This window comes from Acidovorax sp. GW458-11-26-14-TSB4, assembly GCF_059423865.1.
Genome location: NZ_JBWKYR010000002.1, coordinates 104,045 through 128,691 on the forward strand (window position 1 = coordinate 104,045; position 24,647 = coordinate 128,691).

Consider the following 24,647-nt stretch of genomic DNA (forward strand, 5'->3'; position numbering starts at 1 on the left):
CCAGGTCGCGCGGCACAATCGAGCGCATGGACCTGCTCGACGCCCCCTGGATTCACACGCTGCGCTTTTTCATCGAAGTGGCGGCCACCATCGCGTTCGCGCTGTCGGGCATCATCGCCGCGGCGCGCAAGCGCATGGACGTGGTGGGCGTGTGCGTGGTGGCCTTTGTCGCGGCCTTCGGCGGTGGCACGCTGCGCGATTTGCTGCTGGACCAGCGGCCGTTTTTCTGGATACGCCACACCGGCTTCATCTGGGGCCTGCTGGCGCTGTGCGTGTGCGCCATGCTGTTCATGCGCCAGCGGCATTTCCAACCCACCGAGCGCGCCATGCTGCTGCCCGACGCCATCGGCCTGGGCCTGTTCGCCGCCGTGGGCATCGACACCGCCACCGCCGTGGGCATGCCGCCCATCATCGCCGTGATGATGGGCGTGACCACCGGCGTCTTCGGCGGCGTACTGCGCGACGTGCTGTGCAACGAGGTGCCCCAGGCCTTCAGCGACCACCGCCCCTACGCCCTGTGCGCGTTTGCTGGCGGCTGGATCGACGTGGCCCTGCGCCAGCTGGACATGCCCCCCTGGGCCCCGCTGCTGGCCTGCGTGCTGGCCACGGCCGGGCTGCGCGGCCTGGCGCTGTGGCGCAATTGGGAACTGCCGGCGTGGCGGGTGTGACTGCGCAATTGCGGCCCAGCGTCAGCCTCATCGCATCAACGCCGATCCACCATGACCCCCATACCGCTTACCGCCGGTCTCCGCCTGGCCTTCGCTCTCCTCACGCTCACCGCCATCGGCTGGCAACTGTGGCTGCATGTGAGGCTGGGCTACAACGTGCTCAACTTCTTCAGCTACTTCACCAACCTGTCGAACCTTCTGGCCGCTGGCGTCTTGATCGCGGGTGCATGCCGCCAATGGACGCACGCACGGCCCTCGGCCGCTTTCGAATCGCTGCGCGCCGTGACCGCCACCTGCATGCTGGTGGTCGGCGTCGTGTTCGCGCTGCTGCTGCGCGATGTGGATCTGGGCGAGCTGAGGCCTTGGGTGAACTCGGTAGTGCACCATGTGATGCCCGTCGTGGTGCTGCTCGACTGGCTGCTGTGGCCGCCGCGCCCGGCCGTGGGCGTGCGGCCGCTGCGCTGGGTGGTGGGGTTCGCGGGCCTGTACCTCGCGTATTCAATGGTGCGCGGCGCTGCCGTGGGGTGGTATCCCTACCCCTTCCTGAATCCGGAGAAGGTGGGCGGGTACGGCGGCGTATCGGTGTATGCGCTGGGAATCGCGGTCGTCGTCGTGGCCGCAGGGTGGGCACTGCTGGCCTGGGCCAGCCGGCGTGCGCGGGCCGCGACGTAGTGTCGGACTTGTCGCACCATGTCCAACGCCCCATCTCCCTGAAGGTGGGTGCCGAACAGTGATCGACCTACGCGGTGGCCCCTCACGACACCGCCACCGCCACCGCCACCGCCACCACCAGCATGCACGCCCCGAACGCCAGCCCCTGCAACCGGATGGCACGCGGGCTTTGCGCGCGGCTGAAGAGCACCTGGCCGCCGTAGATCCACAGGAAGTGGCAGGCCAGGCCCACCACGACGAAGACCACGGCCATCTGCAGCACCTGGGCCGAGAGTGGCAGCGCAGGCGAGAGGAACTGCGAGAACATCACCAGGATCATCGAGTGCCCCTCGGGGTTGAGGCTCAGTGAGACGAAACCGTCGATGAAGCCCAGCGGCCGCAGATCCTGCCGCTCGGTTGCGCCCGCGCTGCGAAAGAAGCACCAGGCCAGGTACACGATGTAGGCCGTGCCGCCCCACTTGAGCGCGGTGTAAGCCACCGGGTGGCGCGTGAACACCTCGCTCAGGCCAAAGCCGTAGACCGGGCACCACCAGTCCACTGAAGCCGGGCAATCGGCTGTGCGTGAGGGTCTGGCAGGGCCGCAATCTAGGCGGCGGGCGCAGCCGGATTGCACACCCGGCGAGCACGGCAACGACGAGTGCGGCCCTGCCAGGCCCTCACCCTTCGGGCCGGGGTGGCAGCGGGCGCATCGCGGCGTTGCGCGCATTGCCAAGGCGGCCAGCCTTGACTGCAGCCCGCGCCTTGCGCCGCATCCCGCTGCCACCCCTGCGCACAGCCGATTTCCCGGTTTCAGTGGACTAAGTTGCCGGCCTCGAAACCCATCCAGAACGGCACCGTGCGCCGCAGCCCGAACTGCCCGCCCGATGCGGCCAGCACGGTGTTGTCCGGGCCGGGACTGACGATCATGGGCACGGCAAAGGCAAGGATCAATAGCCAGGTGGGCAGGGCGATCATGGGCGGCACTTCCAATACAAAAACGATGGGAGAAAGCGCCGATTACAGCGGCCGCACGGGCTGGCGACAAACGATGTAATCTCATACCTTCGATGAGCAATTTTTGATTGAGCCATGGCCCGTCGCCTGCCCCGCTGAACGCCCTGCGCGCCTTCGAGGCCGTGGCGCGCCACCACAGCTTCATGCGGGCGGCGGACGAGTTGCACGTGACGCAGGCGGCCATCAGCCACCAGGTGCGGCAGTTGGAGGACTGGCTGGGGCGCAAGCTGTTCGAGCGCCAGGGCCATGCGCTCACCCGCATCGCGGCCGGCAAGGCCTATGCGCCCGAGCTGAGCCGCCTGCTCGATGCCCTGGCCAGCGCCACCGAGCGGCTGGCCGGCAACGACCACAGCCTGGCGGGGCCGCTGCGCATCACCGCCCTGCCCTCGTTCGTGGCGCGCTGGCTGGTGCCGCGGCTGGCGCGCTTTCGGGCGCAGCACCCGGGCATCGACCTGCATGTCACCAGCGAAGTGGCGCTGCACGACTTTGCGCGCGACGAGGGCTTCGACATTGCCATCCGCCTGGGCCTGGGGCGCTGGCCCGGCCTGCAGGCCGACCTGGTCTCGCCCGAGCGCCTGTCGCCCGTGTGCAGCCCTGCGCTGCTGGCGCAGGCACCGCTGGCCACCGTGGCCGACCTTCAGGCCCACACCCTGCTGCACGACCAGCCCGGCGACCTGTGGCCGCGCTGGCTGGCCCTGGCCGGGGCCAGCCGCAGCGATGCCGAGGCCATCGCGCGCACGGGCCCGGGGTTCAGCGATTCGGCCCTGGTGCTGCAGGCGGCCGCCGAGGGCCAGGGCGTGGCGCTGGGCCGCATGTTCCTGGCCTCGGCCGACATCACGGCCGGGCGGCTGGTCAAGCCCTTTGCCCTGGACCTGCCCAACGACTACAGCTACTGGCTGGCCTACCCGCCAGCCGCCGCGCAGCAGCCACGGCTGGCGGCGTTTCGCGACTGGGTATTGGCAGAATCATCGGCCTGGCGCAACACCTGAACGGGTGGGCAGGCCACAGCCCGGTGCACGTACTTGTGTAACAGGGAGAAACCGCGCACCCGCCTCATGGATAATGGCTTTCCGATTGCCACCACCCGTCTCCGGACGCACCCCAAGCCTACCATGCTCTGCGCCGTTGTTCTGTGTATCGCAGCCCTGGCGGGTGGCCAGCAGCAGCTCCAGCCCCATCGGCAATACGTCTCTTCGGACGGCTGGTTCACGCTGAGCGGCGACCGCGCCGATGCGGGCAAGAACCTGATCGAGATCCTGCCCGAACCCATCGGCGTGGACCAGCGTGTGGTGCTGGACCTGCGCGTCTCGCGCGACCAGCAGCGCACCTCGTTCCGGGGCCAGAAGTACCGCTCGTACTACGCCAAGGTCGTGGTCGACTGCCCCTCGCGCAAGGCTTGGTATCTGTGGCTGTCGTACTACGCACAGCCTGAGTGGGCCGGCACCATCGTCGGCCGCGAGGAGTACAAGGAAGGCGAAGCACCCGTGCTGTTCAAGGACATGCCCGGCGAGTGGTCGCGGCGCATGATTTCGGCGGCCTGCAAGGTGCGCAATCTCTGAGCCCCGCGGGGCGCAAGGACATGGGATGGACAACCCCGCCTTCTCGATCAGCCCGGAAGCGTTCGTCCAGGAGTTCAAGGACCTCAAGGAGCACCTGCTGGCGGGCTACTTCAGCCCCACTTCCGGCATCTCGCGCATCGCGGCGCTCCAGGAGGCGGGCCTGACCGAAGCGCAGATCGCCGTGGCGCGCGAGGTGGTGAACGGTGCGCTGACCGATGCGCTCTACACCGTGCTGCTCGGGCTGGAAGGCAGTGCCTCCATCCACCAGCACCAGATCATGTACAAGCTGCTCGACGAACAATCCAACGAGTTGACGGGGCACATCGAGTCCATCGCCTGGGAGAAATTCCATGGCGAGGAGGCCTGAGCCACCGCCGGCCTGCGCCTACGCCGCAGGCTGCCCCAGCGCCCGCACCATGAACTCGACAAAGCGCGCCAGCTTGGGCAACTGGCGCCGGTCCGGCGCGTAGACGAGGTGCACCGGGCGCGGTGCGGGGACGCAATGGGTGAGCACCGGCACCAACCGGCCCTCGCGGATCTCCTCGGCCAGCAGCACCTCGGGCTGCATGATGAGGCCCAGGCCGCGCAGCGCGGCCTGGCGCAGGCCGTCGCCTTGGTTGCAGGTGAAGCGCGCCAGCTCGGGCCACTGGAAGGCTTTGCCGTCGTCGTGCAGCGTCCACTCCACGCGCCGCTGCCAGACCGAATGGCTCAGGCACTGGTGCTGCGCGAGGTCGGCCACGCGCTCGGGGCGGCCATGGCGCGCAAGGTAGCCGGGCGTGGCGGCAATCACCATGCGGTAGGGTTTGAGCGGCCGGGCCACCAGGCCCTCGTCGGCAATGGCACCGATGCGCACCGCAGCATCGAACCCCTCGCCCGCCATGTCGACCACACTGTCGGTTAGCTGCAGCTCCACGCGCACCTGTGGGTGGGCGAGCAGGAAGTCGGCCACCAGCGGCGCGATCACCTGGTTGCCCAGCGTGAAGGGCGCGCTCACGCGCAGCAGGCCCTGGGGCACGGCGCGGTTGCGCTCCACCGCCGACTCGGCCCAGCGCACCTGTTCAAGTACGCGCCGGCAGTCCTCGTAGAAGGCCGCGCCCACCTCGGTCAGGCTGTTCTGGCGCGTGCTGCGCTGGAACAGGCGTGCGCCCAGGTGCTCCTCCAGCTGGCGGATGTGCTTGCCCACCATCACGGCCGAGATGCTCTGCTGGCGCGCGGCGGCCGCAAAGCTGCCGGCCTCGACCACGGCCACCATGACCTCCATGTTGCGCAGCTTGTCCATGGCGATTACAAACCCCAGGTTAGTTCAAGAAGAACTTCACTGTACTTTATGCGCTGATTGATTCACAAAACAATCCAGGCTTCTTCAACGCTTTCGGGCAACACCCGCAAAAGGAACAAGCCATGTCCACCAGCAAGGTTCTTCTCATCGGCGCCAGCGGCACCATCGGCCAGGCCGTTCTGGCCAACCTCTCGGCGCGCCACGAGGTCATCACCGCGGGCCGCAACAGCGGCACGCACCGTGCGGACTTCGCGCAACCGGGCGGCGTGGCCGCCTTGCTCAAGGCCGTGGGCAAAGTCGATGCCATCGTGAGCACCGCCGGCAACCTGCACTTCGGCCCGCTCGCCGAGATGACGCCCGAGCAGTTCAACCTGGGCCTGCAGGACAAGCTCCTGGGCCAGGTGCAACTGGCGCTGCTGGGCCAGCACTACCTCAACGAGGGTGGCTCGATCACGCTGACCAGCGGCATCGTGGGCATCGAGCCCATCCGCAACGGCGCCAACGCCACGGCGGTGAATGCCGCCATCGACGGCTTCGTGGCGGCTGCCGCCATCGAGCTGCTGCCGCGCGGCCTGCGCATCAACGCCGTGAGCCCCACCATCCTGACCGAATCGGTGGGCAGCTATGGGCCCTTCTTCCCAGGCTTCGAGACCGTGCCCGCGGCCCGCGCCGCCCTGGCCTACCAGCGCAGCCTGGAAGGCGGACAGACAGGGCGGGTTTACCGGGTGCAGTGAGCACGCGGTGTTGCATGCGACGCCCCGCTGGCCGGCGCCTGCCAGCGGGGCTTTTTCTCTCAGTCCAGGCTCGCGCCCGACTCCTGCACGACCTTGCCCCACTTCACGCTTTCCGTCTTGATGAAGGCGGCGAAATGCTCGGGCGTTTCGCTGTAGGTCTCGGCACCCTGCTCGTTGATCTTCTTCTTCACCTCGGCCTGGTTCAGCACCTTGACCAGGGCGGTGTTGAGCTTGGCCAGCACCGGTGCGGGCGTGCCGGTGGGCGCGAACATGCCGAACCACGAAGTCGCCTCGTAGCCGGGCACGCCGGCTTCGGCGATGGTGGGCACGTTGGGCAGCTCGGGCGAGCGCTTGGCGGTGGTCACGGCGATGGGCACGAGCTTGCCCGAACGCACGTGCTGGATGGCCGAGGGCATGTTGTCGAACATGATGCCGATCTGGTTGCCCAGCAGGTCGGTCACGGCCGGGGCGCTGCCCTTGTAGGGCACGTGCACCATGTCCACCTTGGCGAGCGACTTGAACAGCTCGCCCGACAGGTGGATGGAGCTGCCGTTGCCCGAGGATCCGAAGTTGACCTTGCCGGGGTTGGCCTTGGCGTAGGCAATGAGTTCCTTGACGCTCTTGTAGGGCTGGGCCGGGTTGGCCACCAGCAGGTTGGGCACATTGGCCACGCGTGTCAGCGGCGCGAAGTCCTTGATCGGGTCGAAGGGCATCTTCTTGTACAGACTGGCGTTGATGGCGTGCGTGCCCACCGTGCCCATGAACAGGGTGTAGCCGTCGGCCGGCGCCTTGGCGGCAAGAGCGCCGCCGATGTTGCCGCCCGCGCCTGCGCGGTTGTCCACGATGACCGGCTGGCCGAGCTCGGTGGTCAGCGCCTGGCCGATGATGCGCGCCAGAATGTCGGTGGTGCCACCGGCCGCAAACGGCACGACGATGGTCACGGTCTTGTTGGGATAGGCGGCCTGGGCAAAGGCGCCCGCAGGGATGGCGGCCGTGGCGGCAACGGCGAGGGCTGCCAGTGCGGCGCGGCGGGTGGTGGTGGCGTTCATGTGTCTCCTTGAACAGCGGTTACGAAAAGGGAAAGAGAAAGTGCAGCGTCAGACGCCGGCCACGCCGACGGTCATGCCGCCACAGACATAGAGCGTCTGCCCGGTGACAAATCCGCTGCGCGCATCGAGCAAATAGGACACGGCATGCGCCACGTCCGCGGGTGTGCCCACGCGCTTGACGGGCACGGATTCGATGATGGCGCGCGTGCGCGGCGCATCGGGCGGGTTGGCGCGGTCAAACAGCTCGGTGCGGATGGGGCCGGGACCGATGGCGTTGGCGGTGATGCCGTGGCGCCCCAGCTCCAGCGCCCACACGCGCGTCATGCCGATCAGACCGGCCTTGGTGGCCGAGTACGCGGTGCGCAGCTCCTTGCCCAGCGCGGCGCGCGAGGACATGTTGACGATGCGGCCAAAACCTGCCTCCTTCATGCCCGGCAGCAAGGCCTGCATGCACTGCAGGCTGCAGCGCAGGTTCAGCGCCACGGCCAGGTCGAACTCGTCCAGCGTCTGGTGCTCGGCATCGGCCGGCACCACCACACCCACGTTGTTCACCAACCGCGTGATGGGGCCGCCGGCCAGTGCCTGCTGCAGCGCGCGCGCCGTGTCGGCCGTGTTCGACAGGTCGGCCTGGATGCCGCCGGGCACGTGGTCGACCACGCGATCGATGATCACGGGCTCGTAGCCGTCGGCCCGGCAGCGCTCGGCCGTGGCCGCGCCGATGCCGGCACCACCGCCGGTGATGAGGACGCGCTCGCGCTGGGTGCTGGGGTGGGTCATGGGGATGCTTCCTTCACAGATTCAAGGGATGGCCAGGGTTGCGCCCAGCCAGCGGGCGCCACACGCGCCATTCGGCACGGTGGCTGGGGCGGCGTGTTCCGGTGCTCAGGCCACGAAGGCGGCCAGCGCGGCGTCGAATTCGGCCGGGGCTTCCAGGTTGGACAGGTGCGATGCCGGCAGTTGCACCAGCTGCGCGCCGGGGATTGCGGCCTGCATGGCCTGGGCGTCGGCCACCGTGGTCACGGGGTCGGCCACGCCGGCAATCAACAGCGTGGGCACGGCGATGCGCGCGATGCTGCTGCGCAGATCAGCCTGGGCCAGGGCCTCGCAGCAGGCGGCATAGCCTTCGGGGGCTATGCCCGCGATCCAGCCCTGCGCGCGCTGCACCACCTGCGGCTGCGCGGCCACAAAGCCATCCGTGAACCAGCGGCCCGGCGACGATGCGGCCAGCTCGGCCATGGCGGCGACGCCCTTCTCGCGCACCAGGGCGGCGCGCGTGCTCCAGCCGTCTTCGGTGCCGATCTTGGCGGCGCTGTTGGCCACCACCAGGTGGTTGAGGCGGTTGCCGGCGTGCACGCCCAGCCACAGGCCGGTGAAGCCGCCCATGGAGATGCCACAGAAGCTGGCACGCTCGATCTGCAGGGCGTCGAGCAGGGCCAGCACATCGCCGCCCAGTTGCTCGAAGCTGTAGGGACCGGGCGGCACCACGCTGCCGCCATGTCCGCGCGTGTCGTAACGCAGCACGCGGTGGTCGCGGGCCAGGCGCGCGGCCTGTGCGTCCCACATCTCCAGGGTGGTGCCCAGGGAGTTGGAGAGCACCAGCACGGGTGCGCCCTCGGGGCCGTCGATGGCAACGCGAAAGGCCCCGGCAGAGGTCTGCAACAAGGTGGTAGACGTAGGCACGGCCTGGGCTCCTGTGGGCAAGCTGCGCGTCAGACGCGTTCGAGGATGAGGGCGATGCCCTGGCCCACGCCGATGCACATGGTGCACAGCGCGTACTGGCCGGCGTTTTCGTGCAGGCGGTTGACCGCAGTGGTCACCAGGCGCGCACCGCTGGCACCCAACGGGTGGCCCAGGGCAATGGCGCCGCCCCAGGCGTTCACACGCGCGTCGTCGTCCTTCAAACCCAGGGCGCGCAGCACGGCCAGGCCCTGTGCGGCAAAGGCTTCGTTCAGTTCGATCACGTCCATGTGGTCGATGGTCAGGCCGGTCTGCGCCAGCACCTTCAGGGTGGCGGGCGTGGGGCCAAAGCCCATGATGCGCGGGGCCACGCCGGCCGTGGCCATGCCGACCACGCGGGCGCGGGGCTTGAGGCCGTACTTGCCGGCGCTGGCTTCGTCGGCCAGCAGCAGGGCGCAGGCGCCGTCGTTCACGCCGCTGGCGTTGCCGGCGGTCACGCTGCCGTCAGGCCGCACCACGCCCTTGAGCTTGGCCAGCGCTTCCAGGCTGGTTTCGCGCGGGTGTTCGTCCTTGTCGACCACGATGGCATCGCCCTTTTTCTGGGGGATGGTCACGGGCACGATCTCGCGCGCCAGGTGGCCGGCCTTTTGCGCGGCCACGGCGTTGAGCTGGCTGGCCAGGGCCATGCGGTCCTGCGCCTCGCGCTCGATGCCGAACTGCACGGCCACGTTCTCGGCTGTCTCGGGCATGGAATCCACGCCGTACTTTTCCTTCATCAGCTTGTTGATGAAGCGCCAGCCGATGGTGGTGTCGTACACCGCGTTGTTGCGGCTGAAGGCCGACTCGGCCTTGGGCATGACGAAGGGGGCGCGGCTCATGCTCTCCACGCCGCCGGCAATCATCAGGCCCGCCTCGCCGGCCTTGATGGCGCGTGCGGCCGAGCCCACGGCGTCCAGCCCCGAACCGCACAGGCGGTTGATGGTGGCGCCGGGCACCTCGATGGGCAGGCCGGCCAGCAGGCTGGACATGTGCGCCACGTTGCGGTTGTCTTCGCCGGCCTGGTTGGCGCAGCCGTAGAGCACGTCGGTCACCGCGGCCCAGTCCACGCCGGGGTTGCGGTCCATCAGCGCCTTGATCGGGATCGCGCCCAGGTCATCGGTGCGCACGCTGGACAGCGCGCCGCCGTAGCGCCCGAAGGGGGTGCGGATGGCGTCGCAGATGAAGGCTTGCTGGCTCATGGTTCTTGTCTCCTGAGGGTGGTTGTAAAGCGGTATGAAAAAGCGGTCAGGCTGCAAGCAGCGGCAGTCCGATCAGGCGTTCGAGTTCTGCGTGCGTGAGCCCGTCCACCATGTCGATGACCTGCACGCCCGCTGGCGTGCATGCCAGTGTGCACAGGTCGGTGTAGATGCGCTTCACGCAGGCGACACCAGTGAGCGGGTAGGTGCATGCGGCCACCACCTTGCTGGCGCCCTGCTTGGTCAAGAGGTCCATCATCACCCAGGTCTGTTTGGCGCCGATGGCCAGGTCCATGGCACCGCCCACGGCGGGGATGGCGCCGGGCTCACCCGTGCTCCAGTTGGCCAGGTCGCCCGTGGCCGACACCTGGAAGGCCCCCAGCACGCAGATGTCCAGGTGGCCGCCGCGCATCATGGCAAAGCTGTCGGCATGGTGGAAGTAGGCGCCACCGGGCAGCAGCGTCACGGGCTGCTTGCCGGCGTTGATGAGGTCATAGTCCTCATGGCCTGCAGCGGGCGCCGCGCCCATGCCCAGGATGCCGTTCTCGCTTTGCAGGATGACCTCGCGCCCCGCGGGGATGTGGTTGGCGACCAGGGTCGGCTGGCCGATGCCCAGGTTCACGTAGGCGCCGTCGTGGATGTCCTGCGCCACGCGGCGGGCCAGGTCGTCCTTGCTTCGTTTTTGGTAGCTGGTGGGGGTCATGGTGGTGTGCACTCGGTCCGCTGGGTTCAGGCTGTCTTCTTGATACCGCCGGCTTGCGTCGCCACGCGGTCGATACGCACCACGTGCGTCACATGGATGCCGGGCGTGACGATGGCCTCGGGGTCCAGCGCGCCCAGCTCCACCACCTCATGCACCGTGGCGATGGTGGTCTTGGCGGCCGTGGCCATCACGGGGCCGAAGTTGCGTGCCGACATGCGGTAGGTCAGGTTGCCCCAGCGGTCGCCCTTTTCGGCCTTGATGAGGGCCACGTCGCCGTGGATGGGGTATTCGAGCACGTAGTGCTTGCCATTGATCTCGCGCGTCTCCTTGCCCGCTGCCAGCTCGGTGCCGTAGGCCGTAGGGCAGAAGAAGGCACCGATGCCGGCCCCCGCAGCGCGCAGGCGCTCGGCCAGGTTGCCCTGGGGCACCAGCTCCAGCTCCAGCTTGCCGCTGCGGTACAGCTCGTCAAAAACGTAGCTGTCCACCTGGCGCGGAAAGCTGCAGATGATCTTGCGCACCTGGCCGGCCTTGAGCAGCGCCGCCAGGCCGTGGTCGGCATTGCCGGCGTTGTTGTTGACCACCGTGAGGTCGCGCGCGCCCTGGGCGATGAGTCCGTCGATCAGCTCGCCAGGGATGCCGGCCGTGCCGAAGCCGCCGATGAGCACCGTGGCGCCGTCCTTCACGCCGGCCAGCGCCTGGGCCACCGACTCTGCAATCTTGTTGATCATCGATCTGCTTTCCTGAGAATGGAGGCAAGCTGCGCGTTCGTTGTCTCGCGCCCGCAACTTCGCCTTGGAAATGTGCCTCTATTTGTTCGCATATAGAACAAATGTTCGCTGAAAGAATTATAGTCATCCTGCCCATGAACACCCAAATCGCGCCCGCCAAAGACCCCAAACCCAGCGACAGCTACGTGCAATCCTTTGCGCGCGGGCTGGAGGTGATCCGCTCGTTCAGCGCCAGCGCGCCGCAGCAGACGCTGAGCGAGGTGGCCGCGCAGACCGGCCTCACGCGTGCCGGGGCGCGTCGCATCCTGCTCACGCTGCAGACCTTGGGTTATGTGGAGACCGATGGCCGGCAGTTCCGACTCACACCGCGCATCCTGGACCTCGGGTTTGCCTACCTGTCGTCCCTGCCCATCTGGAACCTGGCCGAGCCGGTGATGGAAGACCTGGTGGAGGAGGTGCGCGAGTCGTCCTCGGCCGCCGTGCTCGACGGCCTGGACATCGTCTACGTGCTGCGCGTGCCCACGCACAAGATCATGCGCACCAACCTGGGCGTGGGCTCGCGCCTGCCCGCGTGCTGGACGTCGATGGGCCGCATGCTGCTGGCCGCCCTGCCCGACGAGGAACTGCAGCAGCGCCTTGCAGTCCACCCCTTGCAGCGCTGGACGGAGCACACCGCCACCGACGTGCCCACCCTGCTCACCCGCATCCGCCAGGCGCGCCAGCAGGGCTGGTGCCTGGTGAACCAGGAGCTGGAGGAGGGCCTGATCTCGATTGCCGCGCCGCTCACCAACCGCACCGGCCAGACCGTGGCCGCACTCAACATCAGCGGCCAGGCCAACCGCACCAGTGCGCAGGTGATGCAGGAGGCGATGCTGCCAGCGCTGCTGAAGGCGGCGCGCACCATCTCGCGCATGATGGGTGCGCCGCGGACCTGATACTCAAGGGGCTGACAGAAACGCGGCCCCACCGGAGAAGTAAATGGCAAAAGGGCAAGCCGTGAGCAGCAATGCTGCTGGCTCGCCCTTAGCCTGGGGAGTTATCGCGTTCAGCGGCTGCCGCGTCGAAACCCCAGCACCAGCACCACCGCGCCCAGCGCCATGGCGCCCACGCTCAGCCACTGGGGCACGTTGACGGACTCTTTCTCCTGCACCTTGAGCTCCAGCGGGCCGAGCTTGGCCTGGGTGGTTTCCTTGGTGAAGCTGAATCCGCCGGTGAAGAAGCCGGCCAGGCCGACGATGAGCAGCAGGGCCCCGATGATGCGCGTTGCGTTGTTGTTCATGGCAGTTCCTTGGATGGTGTTGTTTGTCTTGCGATGTATCGCGCGGTGACCAACTGTGTGCATCCCCCGCGGCTCCAATGTAGGGTCGGGCCCGGGACGGGCCCGTAGGACAGATTCGCCCCGCCCTGTGCAGCAAGTTCGCCAGCCTGCCACCGCCGGCGCGGCGCCCCGCCCCTCCAAAACTGTGCGAAGGGCGTTGGTAATTTGACGCTACCACTTGTCGCGGCAGGCTGCTAGATTGTTGGGATGACGTTCCCGACAGGCTCCCGCTCGCCGGGCCTCGCGGTGCTCTTTTTCGCGTGCTGCGCGGCCCTTCTGGCGACCACCACCACTGCCGCCACGGATGACAGTTCCGTGGTGTTCACCCTGTACCGCAACAGCGCCGTCAACGGCACCCTGCGGATGCATGTCGCAACCTTCGACGCGGCCGATGGCAAGGCCTACAACATGGCCAACTGCAGCCATGCCGCCGAGCTGTTCGAAGCCCAGCCGGGCGTGAAGACCCGCTTCTGGTGCGAGCCCGGCCGTTACAGGCAACGGTAGCCTGCGCATACCCCCGCGCCCCACCCCGGCACGTGCTGCGTGCTACCCTGCGGGCCATCATGTTCAACCCGTCCCAAGCCGACGTGCGCCGCTTTCTCTGCGGGGTGCACGCCAAGTCGCAAAGTGGCGCACCCATGGAGGCCATCGAGACGCTGGCCAGCCTGTGGATCGCCGAGCACCCCGAGTACCACGCCGACCTGTCCGATGCCGAGGCCGCCGTGGCCCGCAACTACGACGAAACGCCCGACCGCACCAATCCGTTTCTGCACCTGTCCATGCATCTGTCGATCAGTGAGCAGTGCAGCATCGACCAACCGCGCGGCATCCGCCAGGCGGTGGAGCTGCTGGCCAAGCGCCTCGATTCACTGCACGACGCACACCACGCCACGATGGAGTGCCTGGGCCAGATGCTGTGGGAAAGCCAGCGCTCGGGCCGCCCGCCCGATGGCAATGCCTATATCGCGGCGGTACAACGCCGCGCAACAAGGGACTGAGCCCCTTTCGCTCTTTCGCACCCGCCCAAAGAAAAAGCCCGCGATTGCGGGCTTTTTCAATTAGGGAGCGGAGGGCTCAACGGAAGGGCGACTGGCGCACCGTCTGCATGTCACCTTCCAGGCTGCCCAGGTAGTTGGCCAGTGCCTTCAGCTCGGCGTTGGTGAACTGCTTGGCCACGCCGGCCATGATGGCGTTGCTGCGGCCCAGGTTGGGGTTCTTCTCGGCCTTGTACGACTTGAGCGCCACGAACAGGTAGTCCGCGTGCTGGCCCGCGATATGGGGGTACGAGGGGTCGATGGGCTTGGCGAAGTTGTCGCCGTGGCAGGAGACGCAGGCGCCCTTCTTGAGCAGCTCGGCCACCTGCACGCTGGGTTCGCGCTTGGGCTTGGCGGGCAGCTCTGCGGCGCCGGCAGTCTTGCCGTGCTGTGCGTAATAGGCAGAGACGTCGGCGATGTCCTGGTCGGTCAGCGAGTCGGCAATGCCGCGCATGGTGGGGTGCTTGCGGTCGCCCTTGCGGTAAGCGTCGAGTGCGGCGGCGATATAGGCACCGCTCTGGCCCGAGATCATGGGCACCTTGTGGATTTCAGGAAAGCTGGCCTGGTAGCCGGGGATGCCATGGCAGCCGATGCACATGGCAATCTTCTTTTCACCTGCCTTCACATCGCCCTTGGTCTCCTGAGCGTGAGAGAAAGCCGTCACGGAAGCGACAGCCAGGGCAAATATCGTGGTCAACGTCTTGTTCATTTTGCGCGCACAATCTCGTGGAAGTTCAACTCAACGGCTCTGCTTAACCCGCGGATTATAGCCAGCGCCTGTCAAGCCCATTCATCAACGATCCGGTGTTTTCCCTGCCATGAAATTCCAAGGTTCCCAGAATTACGTTGCCACCCAAGACCTGATGCTGGCCGTGAATGCCGCCATCACCCTGCAGCGGCCGCTGCTCATCAAGGGCGAGCCGGGCACCGGCAAGACCATGCTGGCCGAGGAAGTGGCCAAGGCGCTGGACATGCCGCTGCTGCAGTGGCACATCAAGTCCACCACCAAGGCGCAACAAGGCCTGTACGAGTACGACGCCGTGAGCCGCCTGCGCGACAGCCAGTTGAACGACGGCGACAGCAGCGAGCGCGTGAAGGACATCCGCAACTACATCGTGCAGGGCGTGCTGTGGCAGGCCTTCACGGCCGACCGCCCCGTGGCCCTGCTCATCGACGAGATCGACAAGGCCGACATCGAGTTCCCGAACGACCTGCTGCGCGAAATCGACCGCATGGAGTTCTACTGCTACGAAACGCGCGAGCTGATCCGCGCCAAGCACCGCCCGCTGGTGTTCATCACCTCCAACAACGAGAAGGAGCTGCCAGACGCCTTTCTGCGCCGCTGCTTCTTCCACTTCATCAAGTTCCCCGAGGCCGAGACCATGCGCCAGATCGTGGGCGTGCACTTCCCCACGCTCAAGGGCGACCTGCTCAGCGTGGCGATGAAGACGTTCTACGACGTGCGCAACCTGCCGGGCCTCAAGAAAAAGCCCTCCACCAGCGAACTGCTCGATTGGCTCAAGCTGCTGGTGGCCGAAGACATTCCGCTCAGCGCCCTGCAAAGCGCCGACAACAAGGTGGCCGTGCCCCCGCTGGTGGGCGCGCTGCTCAAGAACGAACAGGACGTGAGCCTGTTCGAGAAGCTGGTCTTCATGAACCAGAGGAACCGTTGATCGGGCCGCCATGACCCAGCCGACCCCACCCACCCCCTCCCTCATCGACGGCGTTGCCGACGCCATCGGCTTCGTGGGCGGTGCGCTGGCCGGCTTCTGGCTGGGCCAGTTGGCGGGCTTCGACATCTTTGCGCCGGGCTACGGCACCAAGGCCCTGCTCGGCATTGCGTTGGTGGGCCTGGGCGGTGGCCTGGGCCTGCACGCCGCGCGGCGCTGGCAGCAGCAGCGCCGCCAGAAGCTGCAGGCCGAACAGCAGCAACAGCCATCACAACAACCGCCCGCCAAGCAGAAGAAAAAGTAGCTATGAGCGCCCCGCAGCAGCCCTCCTCCTTCGTGCAACCCGTCACCCTGCGCGACCATGGCGTGCGCCTGGAGCCCCTGGCCCTGGAGCACGAGGCCGGCCTGAAAGCCGCCGCGGCCGACGGCCAGTTGTGGACGCTGCGCGTGACCTCCGTACCCGAGCCGCAGGACACGCGCGCCTACATCGAGACAGCCCTTAACACGCGCGACCGCTTTGCCTTTGCCGTGATCGACGAGGCCACGGGCACCGTGCTGGGCACCAGCAGCTACCACGACATCCTGCCGGCCGTGAAACGCGTGGAGATTGGCTACACCTGGTACCGCCAGAGCGTGCAGCGCAGCCACGTCAACACCACCTGCAAGCTGCTGCTGCTGGGCCACGCCTTCGACACCCTGGGCTGCAACGTGGTGGGCTGGCGCACCGACAACTACAACTTCGCATCGCAGCGCGCCATCGAGCGCCTGGGCGCGCACAAGGACGGCGTGCTGCGCGGGCACGCCCTGCGCCGCGACGGCACCATCCGCGACACCGTGATGTACAGCATGCGCGCCGGCGAATGGGCCGAGGCCCGCGCCCAGCTGTTGTACCTGCGCGCACGCCGCGAGACGGCCTGAAGAAACAAGCCAAGCCCGAGGAGGCTCCCCCATGCTCATCGACTTCTTCTACACCCTGCGCGCAGCCAAGCTGCCCGTGTCGGTCAAGGAATACCTGACCCTGCTCGAAGCGCTCGACGCCGGCGTGGTGGGCCCCCGGTCCGACGACGCCTGGAGCCTGGACGACTTCTACAACCTCTCGCGCCTGACCCTGGTGAAGGACGAGAAGCACTACGACAAGTTCGACCGGGCCTTTGGCGCCTACTTCAAGGGCGTGGAGATGCTGGCCGACTTCACCAAGGAAGTGCCCGCCGACTGGCTGCGCAAGATCCTGGAAAACGAGCTGACCCCCGAGCAAAAAGCCGCCATCGAAAAGATGGGCTGGGACGAGCTGATGGAGACGCTCAAGAAGCGCCTAGAAGAACAGAAAGAACGCCACGAAGGCGGCAACAAGTGGATAGGCACCGGCGGCACCAGCCCCTTTGGCCATGGCGGCTACAACCCCCAGGGCGTGCGCATTGGCGGCGCCGGCAAGAACAAGAGCGCCGTGAAGGTGTGGGAGCAGCGCGCCTACAAGGACTACGACGACCAGCAGGAGCTGGGCACGCGCAACATCAAGGTGGCGCTGCGCCGCCTGCGCAAGTTTGCGCGCGAGGGCAACGACCTGGAACTGGACCTGCCCGACACCATCCGCAGCACCGCGGCCAACGCCGGCTACCTGGACATCAAGATGGTGCCCGAGCGCCACAACAACGTGAAGGTGCTGCTGCTCATGGACGTGGGCGGCACCATGGACGAACACGTGCAGCGCGTGGAAGAACTCTTTTCCGCCGTGAAGGGCGAGTTCAAGCACCTGGAGTTTTATTACTTCCACAACTGCGTGTACGACTACATGTGGAAGAACAACCGCCGCCGCTTTGCCGAGAAATTCCCCACCTGGGACATCATCCGCAAGTACAACAAGGACTACAAGTTGATCTTTGTGGGCGACGCCACCATGAGCCCGTACGAGATCTTGCAGCCCGGCGGCAGCGTGGAATACAACAACGAAGAACCTGGCGCCGAATGGATCCAGCGCCTGACCCACGCCTTCCCCAAGTTCGCGTGGATCAACCCCGAGCCCCAGGGCGTGTGGCAGTACCGCCAGAGCATCAGCATCATCCAGCAGTTGGTTGGGAACCGGATGTACCCGCTGTCGCTCAAGGGCCTGGAAGAGACGATGCGCCTGCTATCGAAGTGAGGGGCGGGGGCGCCGGCCCTGCCCTACCCGCCTTGCGCTCAGGCGGTAGCCGCGGCCGTCCCAACGGGCAGTGCCGCCACCCGCTGCGCCAGCACCTCGATGCCCTGTGCGCTCAGGTCGTCGGCCACCACCACCTGCCGGCCTGCCCAGGCCTTGAAGTACGCCCGTTGCGACCGCGCATACGAAGGGTCGTAGTGCAGCGTGGCCAGCGCCTCGAACAGCTGGGGCAGCTGGCGCGCGTGGGCCATGGCCTGCCAGGCGGCGATGGTGGCGTTGCCGTGCAGGGGCTTGAGGGGGTCGAGCTGGTCCGCCAGCCACTGCGGGCGATCGCCCAGGTAGGCGTAGTCGCGCAGCAGGTACTCCACGCGCGCGGCGACAGACGCCTGCACCTCGACGCAGGGGCTATTGCGCATGCGCTCTACCAGCATCAGCGGCACGGTCAGCCGCCCAATGCGTTTGCCTTCACCTTCGATATACGCAGGGCGTGCAGGGTCCAGTGTCTCCAGCACCGTAGCAATGGCCGTCTCGAACGCGGTCTGCGAGGGCTGCTCCACCCCCGGCAGCGCACCCAGCAGCGAGCCCTTGTGCCGGGCCAGGGCCTCCAGGTCCAGCACCTGCTGGCCCTGGGCCGCCAGGGTGTGCAGCAGCCGCGTCTTGGCGCTGCCGGTGGCGCCGCACAGCACCACCAGGGGCAGGCCGGGCGCGCGCTGCGCGATGGTGTCGATGACATGGCGCCGCCAGGCCTTATAGCCGCCCGCCAGTTGCTGCGCATCCCACCCCACCAGGCGCAGCCAGGTGGTCATGGAGCCGCTGCGCAGGCCGCCGCGCCAGCAGTAGACCAGCGGCTTCCAGCCGGGCGGCTTGTCGGCCAGAGGGCCCTGCAGGTGGCGCGCCAGGTTGGCGGCCACCATGGCCCCGCCCACGCGCCGCGCCTCGAAGGCGCCCAGCTGCTTGTACAGCGTGCCCACGATGCGGCGCTCCTCGTTGTCCAGCACCGGCAGGTTGATGGCGCCGGGAATGTGGTCGATGGCGAACTCGGCCGGGCTGCGCCCGTCGATCAGCGTGTCGAAGGCGTGCCGGTCGTGCACGCGCGTGGGCTCCTTCATGGCACCACCGTGAGGCGGGTGGCGGTGGTGGAGGAGTCACCGGTGGCCAGTGCTTCCATGCGCCCCACCACGGCGGCATCGGCAAAGCCCTGCTCGCGAAAGGTGCGCAGCACCGCATCGACCGCCTGCGGCGCGCAGCTCACCAGCAGGCCGCCGCTGGTCTGCGGGTCGGTGAGCAATGCCTGGGCGTGCGCGGGCAGGCCGGGGGCCAGGGCCACCTCGGCGCCATAGCCTTCCCAGTTGCGGCGCGATGCGCCGGTGACTGTGCCCTGCGCGGCCCAGTCCTGCACGCCCGGCAGCAGCGGCAGGCGCTGCCACTCCAGCACCGCCTGCAGGTTCCCGGCGCCGCGCGCCATCTCCAGCGTGTGGCCGGCCATGCCGAAGCCGGTCACATCGGTCAGCGCATGCACGCCGTCCAGCTCGGCCAGCGCGATGCCGGGCGTGTTCAGGCGCGTGGTGGTGTCCACCAGGCAGGCGTAGCCGGCAGCGTCGAGCAAACCCTTCTTGAGCGCGGCGGACAGCACGCCCACCCCCAGCGGCTTGCCCAGCACCAGCACATCGCCGGCGTGCGCATCGCGGTTGCGGCGCACGCGCGCGGGGTGCACCAGGCCCAGCACCACCAGACCGTAGATGGGCTCCACCGAGTCGATGGTGTGGCCCCCGGCAATCGGGATGCCGGCCGCGCGGCACACCGCCTGCCCGCCTTCGAGCACGCGCCCGATCACCTCCACCGGCAACTGGTTGACCGGCATGGCCACAATGGCCAACGCCATGATGGGGCGCCCACCCATGGCATACACATCGCTGATGGCATTGGTCGCCGCAATGCGCCCGAAGTCGAACGGATCGTCCACGATGGGCATGAAGAAATCGGTGGTGGCAATGAGCGCCTGTTCGCCGTTGAGCTGGTACACGGCGGCATCGTCGGCCGTCTCGATGCCCACCAGCAGCTCCGGGGGCAACACCATGCCCCCCGCCCCACTGCCGCGCAGGATCTCGGACAGCACGCCCGGCGCGATCTTGCAGCCGCAGCCGCCGCCGTGGGAGTATTGGGTGAGGCGGATGGGGGTGGTTGGGGTGGTGGTTGGCATCGTCATGGAGAAGGGGGTGCGTTCGGCCACTATTGTGGCGCCTGCCATTGTTGCCATGCGCCGTGTCACACATTGGCCCGCCCCCAGCAGCCCCGGCTGTCATAGCCCCCTGGCGGTGAAGCTGCACCCGGATATGCCCCAAGGCGCTCCAAAAGCTGCCCGCAGCCCCCGCCGCGTCCGCCTGGCACGCTCTGGCAAAAACCACATTTGCGCGCCAGCAAGCAATGGGCATTCGCATGTGACGGCTATCACCCGCCCCGATTGGCCCGTCCCGTCACAATGGCCCCACAAGATAGATTGAGAGGCGAGGCCATGACGACAAGCACCACCCGCGCAATGCAAGGCAGTCACCAGAAGGCCGGAGGACATTGGTGGCGGCAGCACTTGCTCGCACTCGCGTTCCTGCTCTGCGCAGCCACCCTTCCCCTTCTCCCTTCACCCACCCAAGCCCAAACCATCGCCACCGGCGCCCGCCACGGCCTGGCCCTGCAGGCCGATGGCAGCGTGCTCGCCTGGGGCGACAACCGGCAGGCGCAGCTGGGCCAGGGGCGCACGATTTATGCGACCACGGCGCGCGAGATTGCGCTGCCGGCCAAGGCGGCCATGGTGCGCACCAGCCGCACGACCGCCTTGGTGCTGGATGCCGACGGCAATGTGTGGAGCTGGGGCACCAACCTGCGGGGCGAGCTGGGCGATGGCACGCGGGCGGACCGGCCCACGCCGCAAATCATTTTTCGCGGGGCGAGCTTTGTTGCCAACGGCGGGGAGGGAGCGCCTTCGTTCCTGATCGACAAGGACGGCCAGCCCTGGTGGTGGGGGCCGTTGCCCACAGGGGTGGATGCGCCCGCGCCGCAGCGTGCTTCTGCGCAGGTGCCGGCGCGGCTGGCGCGCATCATTCACAGTGCGCGCACCACGGTGGCGCTGGACGAGCAGGGCGTGGTCTGGTCCTGGGGCGCGGGGGTGGCGTGCGGCGCATCGGCCGCGTATACGGCGCAGCCGGTGGCGATGCGCGATGTGCCGCCGCTGGTGGATTTCACGGTGGCTGCGTCGGCACCGGTGGCGGACCGGTGGGGCTATGTGCCGCGGGAGGTGCCGGCCTCGCGCATTACGGGCAAAGCGGCCGATGGCACGCGCTGGACCTGGGGCACCGACCCGGTGTACCGCAGCCAGGGTGCGCTGCCGCCACCGCAAACGACCGATTGCCCACCCGTGCGGCTGGCGGCCAGTACCACCCCTGCGTACGACCCCTTCGACCCCTACCGCTATTCGATGCACCCGGAGCTGGTGCGCAACGGCGTGCAGATCAAGACGACTGTGAGTGGCGGCGATGGCTACCTGGGCTGGACGGCCGAGGGCGACCTGTGGCGCTGGCGCTATGTGAACCCGAACGAAACACCGGGCTGGCAGGTGTCGCTGGAGAAGCTGGCCACCAACGTGGTGGATGCCAGCGGCTCCGGCACGGAGTCGCTGGGCCTGGCCTCGGTGGTCGTGTACATCACGCGCGACGGCAAGCTGTATGCCCAGGGCTCCAACACGGGCGGGCACCTGGCCGTGCCGGCGGGGGGCGGGCTGGAGTCGTCGGCCAGCCCGCGCCGGGTGGGCCTGCCAGGGCCCGCGGCCAGCGTGCACGCCAGCGGCACGGGCAGCCATGCGCTGTTGCAGGACGGACGCATTTTTGCCTGGGGCAATGGGGCCACGCGGTACGACCCGAGCGCAGGCTTTGTTGCCAGCCAGCCCCTGCAAGTGCCTACGCCTGTGGCGCTGCCGGTGCAGGTCAAAAAGTTGGCCGCGGCGCTGGGCCAGTGGCTGGCGGTGGATGCCGATGGCAAGGTGTGGAGCTCGGGCGGCTGGGGCGTGGCCATCGCGACGCACATGCGCCCGGTGATCGTGGGCGAATCGTCGGGGATGCCGCTGGCGCGCGATGTGGCGGTGGGCGGCAATGGGCACGGGCTCATTCTGGGGGTGGATGGGTCGGTGTGGCGCATTGGCAGCAGCGGCGGCGCGGGCTACCTGCCGGCGGGCACCGACCTGTACACGGTCGGCGCATGGCTGCGCACGCCGCGCAAGGTGCTGGGCCTGCCCGCCACCATCGTGCAGGTGGCCACGGTGGACGATGGCTACGGCGCCTCGTACGCGCTGGACGCAGCGGGCCAGGTGTGGTTCTGGGGCCAGCGCCGCAACAACGGCATCGGTGGGGTAGATGGCGGCGCGCTGCCCGTGGCCGACTGGCTGGTGATGGAGCCCAGGGTGCTGCCCCTGCCGGGCAAGGCAGTCTCCATCTACGGCGGCGAGTTCAATGCCTGCGCGGTGCTGCAGGACGGCACGGCCCAGTGCTATGGCAAGCTGTTCAACAACCACCTGGGCCGGCGCCTGCGCATGCATGCGCCCATCGTGGAGGTGGCCATGGGCATGGACGAGGACAAGCAGCTCACCAGCATCTTCGCCCAGCGCGGCGGCTCGGTGCACCTGCGCCTGGCCGATGGCACGGTGTGGGCCCTGGGCCAGGGCCGCTACGGGCAGCTGGGCACGGGCGCTTATGCCAGCGCGGCCGAGCCGATCCCCGTGGCGGGCCAGGCCGGCCGGGGCGATCTGGACCTGGACCCGGCCACGCCCAACGTGCCCACCACGGTGGGCACCACCGATGCGCGGCAACCGCCGTTTCGCGTGAACATGGAGCTGGCGGGCAGCCCGCGCAGCCTGGCCTTCAAGGGCGAGGTGTTTGGCAGCGCGGGCACTCCCGCCAGCGCCAACCTGTACGCCCTGGCCACCCTGGGCGTGCCGGGCCCGGGCAGCACCTGGGTGCAGATGGACGCGCAGGGCCACTGGGGCCCGCTGCGCTGGCCCGTGCCGGCGCTGGCCAGCAACGTGCAGCTCACTGGCGAGGCGCAGTCCCAACCGCTGACCCTGCTGCCGCGCCTGGACGGCCCGGGCCTGGAGGGGCTGCGCCTGTTCATCGGCTACGGCAGCGACGTGGACGAGATGCTGCGCGCAGGGCGCTTTCGCGAGGTGCTGGAGCTGGGGCCGGACCTGGCGGCGCCCTGGCCGGTGTATTGAAGGGGGGACGCCAGGAGGCGATGCCAGCGATTTCAACGGCCAGAGTGGGCGCCTGCCCACCCTGGCCCACCAGCCAATCATCCCTTGGGCCCCAACCTCCTGCGTGTCAGAATAAAAGCATGAGCAGCACTTCCACCTCTTACTTCCTCTCCAACGCAGACGGCACCAAGGTGACGACCTACACCTGGGCCCATGTTGCGGGCCAGCCGGCTGGAGTGGTGCAGATTGCCCACGGACTGGCTGAGCACGGTGAACGCTATGACCGCTTTGCCAGGCAGCTCAATGCCGCGGGGTTCGTGGTCCACGCGGTGGACCACCGTGGGCACGGGCGTACCGCCGGGGGGCGCCTGGGCGACTTCGGTGCGGCGGGTTTCAGCGGGCTGATTGCCGATGTGGCCCAGTATGGATCGGCACTGCGGGCGCAGCATGGCAGCCTGCCGGTGTTTCTGTTTGCCCATTCGATGGGGTCGTTTGCGGCGCAGGCCGCTCTGCTGGACCACGCATCGACATGGGCAGGGGTCATTCTGTCTGGCTCCACCGCGCTCGACGCGCTGGCCGCTGCCATGGCCAATGCCCCGGCAGACGCGCCAGCGGGGCTCGCGGCTTTCAATGCCGGCTTTGAACACCGCACAGGGTATGAATGGCTGTCGCGGGACGACGCGGAGGTCAATGCCTATGTGGCCGACCCCTGGTGCGGGTGGGAGGTGCCGGACGATGTGATCCCGTCGCTCTTCGCCCCCGCCGCCCGGCTGGCGGACCCCGCGTTGCTGGCGGGCATCCGCCGTGACCTGCCACTCCTGATCGCCTCGGGCGACGCCGATCCGCTGGCCGGAGGCGGTGCGCTGATCGAGCTGCTGGGCCAGCGCTATCGCGATGCCGGCATGGCCGATGTGACCGTGAAGCTGTACGCGGCAGCGCGCCACGAAATCCTGAACGAGACGAACCGCGACGAAGTGACGGCGGACATCGTTGCCTGGCTGCGTGTCCACGCTGCATGACGACGGCCCTGCGGGGCGCAAGGCGGGTGACCCGCACCTGACCCATGCGACCCGCCTGGAGGGTCTGAGCTTGTTCCCCGGCTATGGCAGCGACGTGGACGAGATGCTGAGCGCGGGGCGCTATCGCGAGGTGCTGGCGCTGGGGCCGGACCTGGCGGCGCTGCCGCCATCGTATTGATTGATTGATCAACGAGGATCCTGCTGGGGCCTGCGGCGGTCTGAGTGCATGGCTGGCCGGCTGACCCTGCATGCCGGAGGGGGAAAGTGCCTCGCTGAAACAATGTCGTGAAGAGAGTGAAGAGAGGGGGCAAGGCGTGCAGAAGGTGATGGGAAAAATCGGCAGCCTGCTGGGCTGGTTGGGCTGGCTGGTGTTCCCTCTGGTGGGCGGCATCCAGTGCGTTCTGTTGGTGCTGGCGGTGCTCGTGGCTTTCTACGGCATGCAATCGAGCCTGGTAGAGATTCCCCCCAAGGACCAGTTGACTCGCGTGGAGGGGCGGCTGTTGGCGCAGTACGACACGTGGCCAAGCAAGCGGTCGCAGTATGCAACCCGGGTGCGCGGTGCGGACGGGGTGGTCCACAAATGCAGCTGCGCGTTCGGCTCGTCCTCGACGTCCAACTGCCTCGACGAGAACGATGTGGAGTCGAACGCCCGGCACGCCGAGCACCTGCGCACCCAGCAGGTGACGCTGCTGATGGCGCCCGCATCCAAGGGCGGGGGCGACCTGTGCTACGAGTTGTCCAACGCCGAGAAGACCTGGTTCCACTACGAAGAAAAGGTCCGCAAGTACACGGCCATCCAGAACGGCTGGGGCCCTGTCTTCGCATGGCTGCTGCTGGGCTTGCTAGGGGCTTTCATCACTATCCGCGCGGTATTCTTCCGCAGAGAGCACAAAACCCATGGCGGCCTGCAGGACGGTGTCCGGTCATCCATGTAGTGCATCT

General features: G+C 67.9%; 30 protein-coding genes. 17 read left to right on the top strand and 13 right to left on the bottom strand.

Annotated features, from left to right (window positions below; translation table 11 throughout):
- Positions 1-26: 26 nt before the first annotated feature.
- On the top strand, positions 27-668 hold the full coding sequence (locus AC07X5_RS06955; protein WP_494769537.1) for a trimeric intracellular cation channel family protein: 642 nt from the start codon (positions 27-29) through the stop codon (positions 666-668).
- Positions 669-719: 51 nt separating this feature from the next.
- Positions 720-1,340 (top strand): Pr6Pr family membrane protein, encoded by a 621-nt coding sequence (locus AC07X5_RS06960; RefSeq protein WP_494769538.1) that lies wholly within the window; start codon positions 720-722, stop codon positions 1,338-1,340.
- Positions 1,341-1,422: 82 nt separating this feature from the next.
- Here the strand turns inward: AC07X5_RS06960 and AC07X5_RS06965 are convergent, their stop codons facing one another.
- Complete coding sequence (locus AC07X5_RS06965) at positions 1,423-1,878, bottom strand: LysE family translocator (protein WP_494769539.1); 456 nt, start codon at positions 1,876-1,878, stop codon at positions 1,423-1,425.
- A gap of 251 nt (positions 1,879-2,129) precedes the next feature.
- On the bottom strand, positions 2,130-2,294 hold the full coding sequence (locus AC07X5_RS06970) for a hypothetical protein (protein WP_494769540.1): 165 nt from the start codon (positions 2,292-2,294) through the stop codon (positions 2,130-2,132).
- Between the two features lie 107 nt (positions 2,295-2,401).
- Here AC07X5_RS06970 and gcvA point away from each other — a divergent pair, with 107 nt between their 5' ends.
- The 3 genes from gcvA to AC07X5_RS06985 all read left to right on the top strand — a co-directional run bounded on the left by gcvA (position 2,402) and on the right by AC07X5_RS06985 (position 4,259).
- Positions 2,402-3,322 (top strand): transcriptional regulator GcvA, encoded by a 921-nt coding sequence (gene gcvA, locus AC07X5_RS06975; protein ID WP_494769541.1) that lies wholly within the window; start codon positions 2,402-2,404, stop codon positions 3,320-3,322.
- A gap of 123 nt (positions 3,323-3,445) precedes the next feature.
- Entirely contained in the window at positions 3,446-3,892 is a 447-nt protein-coding gene (locus tag AC07X5_RS06980) for a surface-adhesin E family protein (RefSeq protein ID WP_409961797.1), read from the top strand.
- Between the two features lie 25 nt (positions 3,893-3,917).
- On the top strand, positions 3,918-4,259 hold the full coding sequence (locus AC07X5_RS06985) for a hypothetical protein (RefSeq protein ID WP_494769542.1): 342 nt from the start codon (positions 3,918-3,920) through the stop codon (positions 4,257-4,259).
- Between the two features lie 18 nt (positions 4,260-4,277).
- On the opposite strand, the gene AC07X5_RS06990 is transcribed toward AC07X5_RS06985, so the two are convergent.
- Entirely contained in the window at positions 4,278-5,171 is an 894-nt protein-coding gene (locus AC07X5_RS06990; RefSeq protein ID WP_494769543.1) for a LysR family transcriptional regulator, read from the bottom strand.
- A 122-nt stretch (positions 5,172-5,293) separates the two neighbouring features.
- Between AC07X5_RS06990 and AC07X5_RS06995 the strand changes: the two genes are divergently transcribed.
- Positions 5,294-5,905 carry a short chain dehydrogenase gene (locus tag AC07X5_RS06995; protein WP_494769544.1) on the top strand — a complete coding sequence of 204 codons (612 nt, stop codon included), beginning with the start codon at positions 5,294-5,296 and terminating at the stop codon, positions 5,903-5,905.
- Positions 5,906-5,964: 59 nt separating this feature from the next.
- On the opposite strand, the gene AC07X5_RS07000 is transcribed toward AC07X5_RS06995, so the two are convergent.
- The 6 genes from AC07X5_RS07000 to AC07X5_RS07025 form a co-directional block, all read right to left on the bottom strand.
- Complete coding sequence (locus AC07X5_RS07000) at positions 5,965-6,954, bottom strand: Bug family tripartite tricarboxylate transporter substrate binding protein (RefSeq protein ID WP_494769545.1); 990 nt, start codon at positions 6,952-6,954, stop codon at positions 5,965-5,967.
- A 48-nt stretch (positions 6,955-7,002) separates the two neighbouring features.
- On the bottom strand, positions 7,003-7,731 hold the full coding sequence (locus tag AC07X5_RS07005; protein ID WP_494769546.1) for an SDR family NAD(P)-dependent oxidoreductase: 729 nt from the start codon (positions 7,729-7,731) through the stop codon (positions 7,003-7,005).
- Positions 7,732-7,836: 105 nt separating this feature from the next.
- The gene (gene pcaD / locus AC07X5_RS07010; RefSeq protein ID WP_494769547.1) at positions 7,837-8,634 is read right to left on the bottom strand and encodes a 3-oxoadipate enol-lactonase; all 798 of its coding nucleotides are present in this window, start codon (positions 8,632-8,634) and stop codon (positions 7,837-7,839) included.
- 29 nt (positions 8,635-8,663) lie between these two features.
- On the bottom strand, positions 8,664-9,869 hold the full coding sequence (gene pcaF / locus AC07X5_RS07015) for a 3-oxoadipyl-CoA thiolase (protein WP_494769548.1): 1,206 nt from the start codon (positions 9,867-9,869) through the stop codon (positions 8,664-8,666).
- A gap of 46 nt (positions 9,870-9,915) precedes the next feature.
- Entirely contained in the window at positions 9,916-10,569 is a 654-nt protein-coding gene (locus AC07X5_RS07020) for a 3-oxoacid CoA-transferase subunit B (RefSeq protein WP_494769549.1), read from the bottom strand.
- Positions 10,570-10,595: 26 nt separating this feature from the next.
- Positions 10,596-11,297 (bottom strand): 3-oxoacid CoA-transferase subunit A, encoded by a 702-nt coding sequence (locus AC07X5_RS07025; protein ID WP_494769550.1) that lies wholly within the window; start codon positions 11,295-11,297, stop codon positions 10,596-10,598.
- Positions 11,298-11,431: 134 nt separating this feature from the next.
- Here AC07X5_RS07025 and AC07X5_RS07030 point away from each other — a divergent pair, with 134 nt between their 5' ends.
- A complete protein-coding gene (locus AC07X5_RS07030) occupies positions 11,432-12,232 on the top strand; it encodes an IclR family transcriptional regulator (protein ID WP_494769551.1) in 801 nt (266 codons plus the stop codon).
- A 110-nt stretch (positions 12,233-12,342) separates the two neighbouring features.
- Here AC07X5_RS07030 and AC07X5_RS07035 read toward each other — a convergent pair whose 3' ends face one another.
- Complete coding sequence (locus AC07X5_RS07035; protein ID WP_494769552.1) at positions 12,343-12,576, bottom strand: hypothetical protein; 234 nt, start codon at positions 12,574-12,576, stop codon at positions 12,343-12,345.
- A 246-nt stretch (positions 12,577-12,822) separates the two neighbouring features.
- Here AC07X5_RS07035 and AC07X5_RS07040 point away from each other — a divergent pair, with 246 nt between their 5' ends.
- Together AC07X5_RS07040 and AC07X5_RS07045 are read left to right on the top strand one after the other, a co-directional pair.
- On the top strand, positions 12,823-13,119 hold the full coding sequence (locus tag AC07X5_RS07040; protein ID WP_494769553.1) for a hypothetical protein: 297 nt from the start codon (positions 12,823-12,825) through the stop codon (positions 13,117-13,119).
- Between the two features lie 59 nt (positions 13,120-13,178).
- Positions 13,179-13,613: a DUF1841 family protein gene (locus AC07X5_RS07045; protein WP_409961785.1), complete on the top strand. Its 435-nt coding sequence runs from the start codon at positions 13,179-13,181 to the stop codon at positions 13,611-13,613.
- Positions 13,614-13,689: 76 nt separating this feature from the next.
- Here the strand turns inward: AC07X5_RS07045 and AC07X5_RS07050 are convergent, their stop codons facing one another.
- A complete protein-coding gene (locus AC07X5_RS07050; RefSeq protein WP_409961784.1) occupies positions 13,690-14,358 on the bottom strand; it encodes a c-type cytochrome in 669 nt (222 codons plus the stop codon).
- A gap of 109 nt (positions 14,359-14,467) precedes the next feature.
- Here AC07X5_RS07050 and AC07X5_RS07055 point away from each other — a divergent pair, with 109 nt between their 5' ends.
- The 4 genes from AC07X5_RS07055 to AC07X5_RS07070 are packed head-to-tail and all read left to right on the top strand — an operon-like array spanning position 14,468 to position 17,456.
- Positions 14,468-15,322: an AAA family ATPase gene (locus tag AC07X5_RS07055; protein ID WP_409961783.1), complete on the top strand. Its 855-nt coding sequence runs from the start codon at positions 14,468-14,470 to the stop codon at positions 15,320-15,322.
- A gap of 10 nt (positions 15,323-15,332) precedes the next feature.
- Positions 15,333-15,623, top strand: a complete 291-nt coding sequence (locus AC07X5_RS07060) for a hypothetical protein (RefSeq protein ID WP_494769554.1) — start codon at positions 15,333-15,335, stop codon at positions 15,621-15,623.
- A 2-nt stretch (positions 15,624-15,625) separates the two neighbouring features.
- Positions 15,626-16,237 carry a GNAT family N-acetyltransferase gene (locus AC07X5_RS07065; protein ID WP_494769555.1) on the top strand — a complete coding sequence of 204 codons (612 nt, stop codon included), beginning with the start codon at positions 15,626-15,628 and terminating at the stop codon, positions 16,235-16,237.
- A gap of 31 nt (positions 16,238-16,268) precedes the next feature.
- On the top strand, positions 16,269-17,456 hold the full coding sequence (locus AC07X5_RS07070) for a vWA domain-containing protein (RefSeq protein WP_184857641.1): 1,188 nt from the start codon (positions 16,269-16,271) through the stop codon (positions 17,454-17,456).
- 38 nt (positions 17,457-17,494) lie between these two features.
- Here the strand turns inward: AC07X5_RS07070 and mnmH are convergent, their stop codons facing one another.
- Together mnmH and selD are read right to left on the bottom strand one after the other, a co-directional pair.
- A complete protein-coding gene (gene mnmH, locus AC07X5_RS07075; protein WP_494769556.1) occupies positions 17,495-18,562 on the bottom strand; it encodes a tRNA 2-selenouridine(34) synthase MnmH in 1,068 nt (355 codons plus the stop codon).
- The gene (gene selD / locus AC07X5_RS07080) at positions 18,559-19,653 is read right to left on the bottom strand and encodes a selenide, water dikinase SelD (RefSeq protein WP_494769777.1); all 1,095 of its coding nucleotides are present in this window, start codon (positions 19,651-19,653) and stop codon (positions 18,559-18,561) included. The genes mnmH and selD overlap by 4 nt, the downstream gene beginning before the upstream one ends.
- A gap of 384 nt (positions 19,654-20,037) precedes the next feature.
- Between selD and AC07X5_RS07085 the strand changes: the two genes are divergently transcribed.
- The 4 genes from AC07X5_RS07085 to AC07X5_RS07100 all read left to right on the top strand — a co-directional run bounded on the left by AC07X5_RS07085 (position 20,038) and on the right by AC07X5_RS07100 (position 24,640).
- A complete protein-coding gene (locus AC07X5_RS07085; protein WP_494769557.1) occupies positions 20,038-22,707 on the top strand; it encodes an RCC1 domain-containing protein in 2,670 nt (889 codons plus the stop codon).
- A 119-nt stretch (positions 22,708-22,826) separates the two neighbouring features.
- Positions 22,827-23,705 carry an alpha/beta fold hydrolase gene (locus AC07X5_RS07090; RefSeq protein ID WP_494769558.1) on the top strand — a complete coding sequence of 293 codons (879 nt, stop codon included), beginning with the start codon at positions 22,827-22,829 and terminating at the stop codon, positions 23,703-23,705.
- Positions 23,689-23,883: a hypothetical protein gene (locus AC07X5_RS07095; protein WP_494769559.1), complete on the top strand. Its 195-nt coding sequence runs from the start codon at positions 23,689-23,691 to the stop codon at positions 23,881-23,883. The genes AC07X5_RS07090 and AC07X5_RS07095 overlap by 17 nt, the downstream gene beginning before the upstream one ends.
- A 136-nt stretch (positions 23,884-24,019) precedes the next feature.
- Positions 24,020-24,640 carry a hypothetical protein gene (locus AC07X5_RS07100; RefSeq protein WP_494769560.1) on the top strand — a complete coding sequence of 207 codons (621 nt, stop codon included), beginning with the start codon at positions 24,020-24,022 and terminating at the stop codon, positions 24,638-24,640.
- Positions 24,641-24,647 lie beyond the last annotated feature (7 nt).

Bases quoted from the DNA above. Each gene is read 5' to 3' on its own strand.
- AC07X5_RS06955 (WP_494769537.1), top strand. From the start codon at position 27: ATGGACCTGCTCGACGCCCCCTGGATTCACACGCTGCGCTTTTTCATC.
- AC07X5_RS06960 (WP_494769538.1), top strand. From the start codon at position 720: ATGACCCCCATACCGCTTACCGCCGGTCTCCGCCTGGCCTTCGCTCTC.
- AC07X5_RS06970 (WP_494769540.1), bottom strand. From the start codon at position 2,294: ATGATCGCCCTGCCCACCTGGCTATTGATCCTTGCCTTTGCCGTGCCC.
- AC07X5_RS06980 (WP_409961797.1), top strand. From the start codon at position 3,446: ATGCTCTGCGCCGTTGTTCTGTGTATCGCAGCCCTGGCGGGTGGCCAG.
- AC07X5_RS06985 (WP_494769542.1), top strand. From the start codon at position 3,918: ATGGACAACCCCGCCTTCTCGATCAGCCCGGAAGCGTTCGTCCAGGAG.
- AC07X5_RS06990 (WP_494769543.1), bottom strand. From the start codon at position 5,171: ATGGACAAGCTGCGCAACATGGAGGTCATGGTGGCCGTGGTCGAGGCC.
- AC07X5_RS06995 (WP_494769544.1), top strand. From the start codon at position 5,294: ATGTCCACCAGCAAGGTTCTTCTCATCGGCGCCAGCGGCACCATCGGC.
- AC07X5_RS07000 (WP_494769545.1), bottom strand. From the start codon at position 6,954: ATGAACGCCACCACCACCCGCCGCGCCGCACTGGCAGCCCTCGCCGTT.
- AC07X5_RS07005 (WP_494769546.1), bottom strand. From the start codon at position 7,731: ATGACCCACCCCAGCACCCAGCGCGAGCGCGTCCTCATCACCGGCGGT.
- pcaF (WP_494769548.1), bottom strand. From the start codon at position 9,869: ATGAGCCAGCAAGCCTTCATCTGCGACGCCATCCGCACCCCCTTCGGG.
- AC07X5_RS07020 (WP_494769549.1), bottom strand. From the start codon at position 10,569: ATGACCCCCACCAGCTACCAAAAACGAAGCAAGGACGACCTGGCCCGC.
- AC07X5_RS07025 (WP_494769550.1), bottom strand. From the start codon at position 11,297: ATGATCAACAAGATTGCAGAGTCGGTGGCCCAGGCGCTGGCCGGCGTG.
- AC07X5_RS07030 (WP_494769551.1), top strand. From the start codon at position 11,432: ATGAACACCCAAATCGCGCCCGCCAAAGACCCCAAACCCAGCGACAGC.
- AC07X5_RS07035 (WP_494769552.1), bottom strand. From the start codon at position 12,576: ATGAACAACAACGCAACGCGCATCATCGGGGCCCTGCTGCTCATCGTC.
- AC07X5_RS07040 (WP_494769553.1), top strand. From the start codon at position 12,823: ATGACGTTCCCGACAGGCTCCCGCTCGCCGGGCCTCGCGGTGCTCTTT.
- AC07X5_RS07045 (WP_409961785.1), top strand. From the start codon at position 13,179: ATGTTCAACCCGTCCCAAGCCGACGTGCGCCGCTTTCTCTGCGGGGTG.
- AC07X5_RS07050 (WP_409961784.1), bottom strand. From the start codon at position 14,358: ATGAACAAGACGTTGACCACGATATTTGCCCTGGCTGTCGCTTCCGTG.
- AC07X5_RS07055 (WP_409961783.1), top strand. From the start codon at position 14,468: ATGAAATTCCAAGGTTCCCAGAATTACGTTGCCACCCAAGACCTGATG.
- AC07X5_RS07060 (WP_494769554.1), top strand. From the start codon at position 15,333: ATGACCCAGCCGACCCCACCCACCCCCTCCCTCATCGACGGCGTTGCC.
- AC07X5_RS07065 (WP_494769555.1), top strand. From the start codon at position 15,626: ATGAGCGCCCCGCAGCAGCCCTCCTCCTTCGTGCAACCCGTCACCCTG.
- AC07X5_RS07070 (WP_184857641.1), top strand. From the start codon at position 16,269: ATGCTCATCGACTTCTTCTACACCCTGCGCGCAGCCAAGCTGCCCGTG.
- mnmH (WP_494769556.1), bottom strand. From the start codon at position 18,562: ATGAAGGAGCCCACGCGCGTGCACGACCGGCACGCCTTCGACACGCTG.
- selD (WP_494769777.1), bottom strand. From the start codon at position 19,653: ATGCCAACCACCACCCCAACCACCCCCATCCGCCTCACCCAATACTCC.
- AC07X5_RS07090 (WP_494769558.1), top strand. From the start codon at position 22,827: ATGAGCAGCACTTCCACCTCTTACTTCCTCTCCAACGCAGACGGCACC.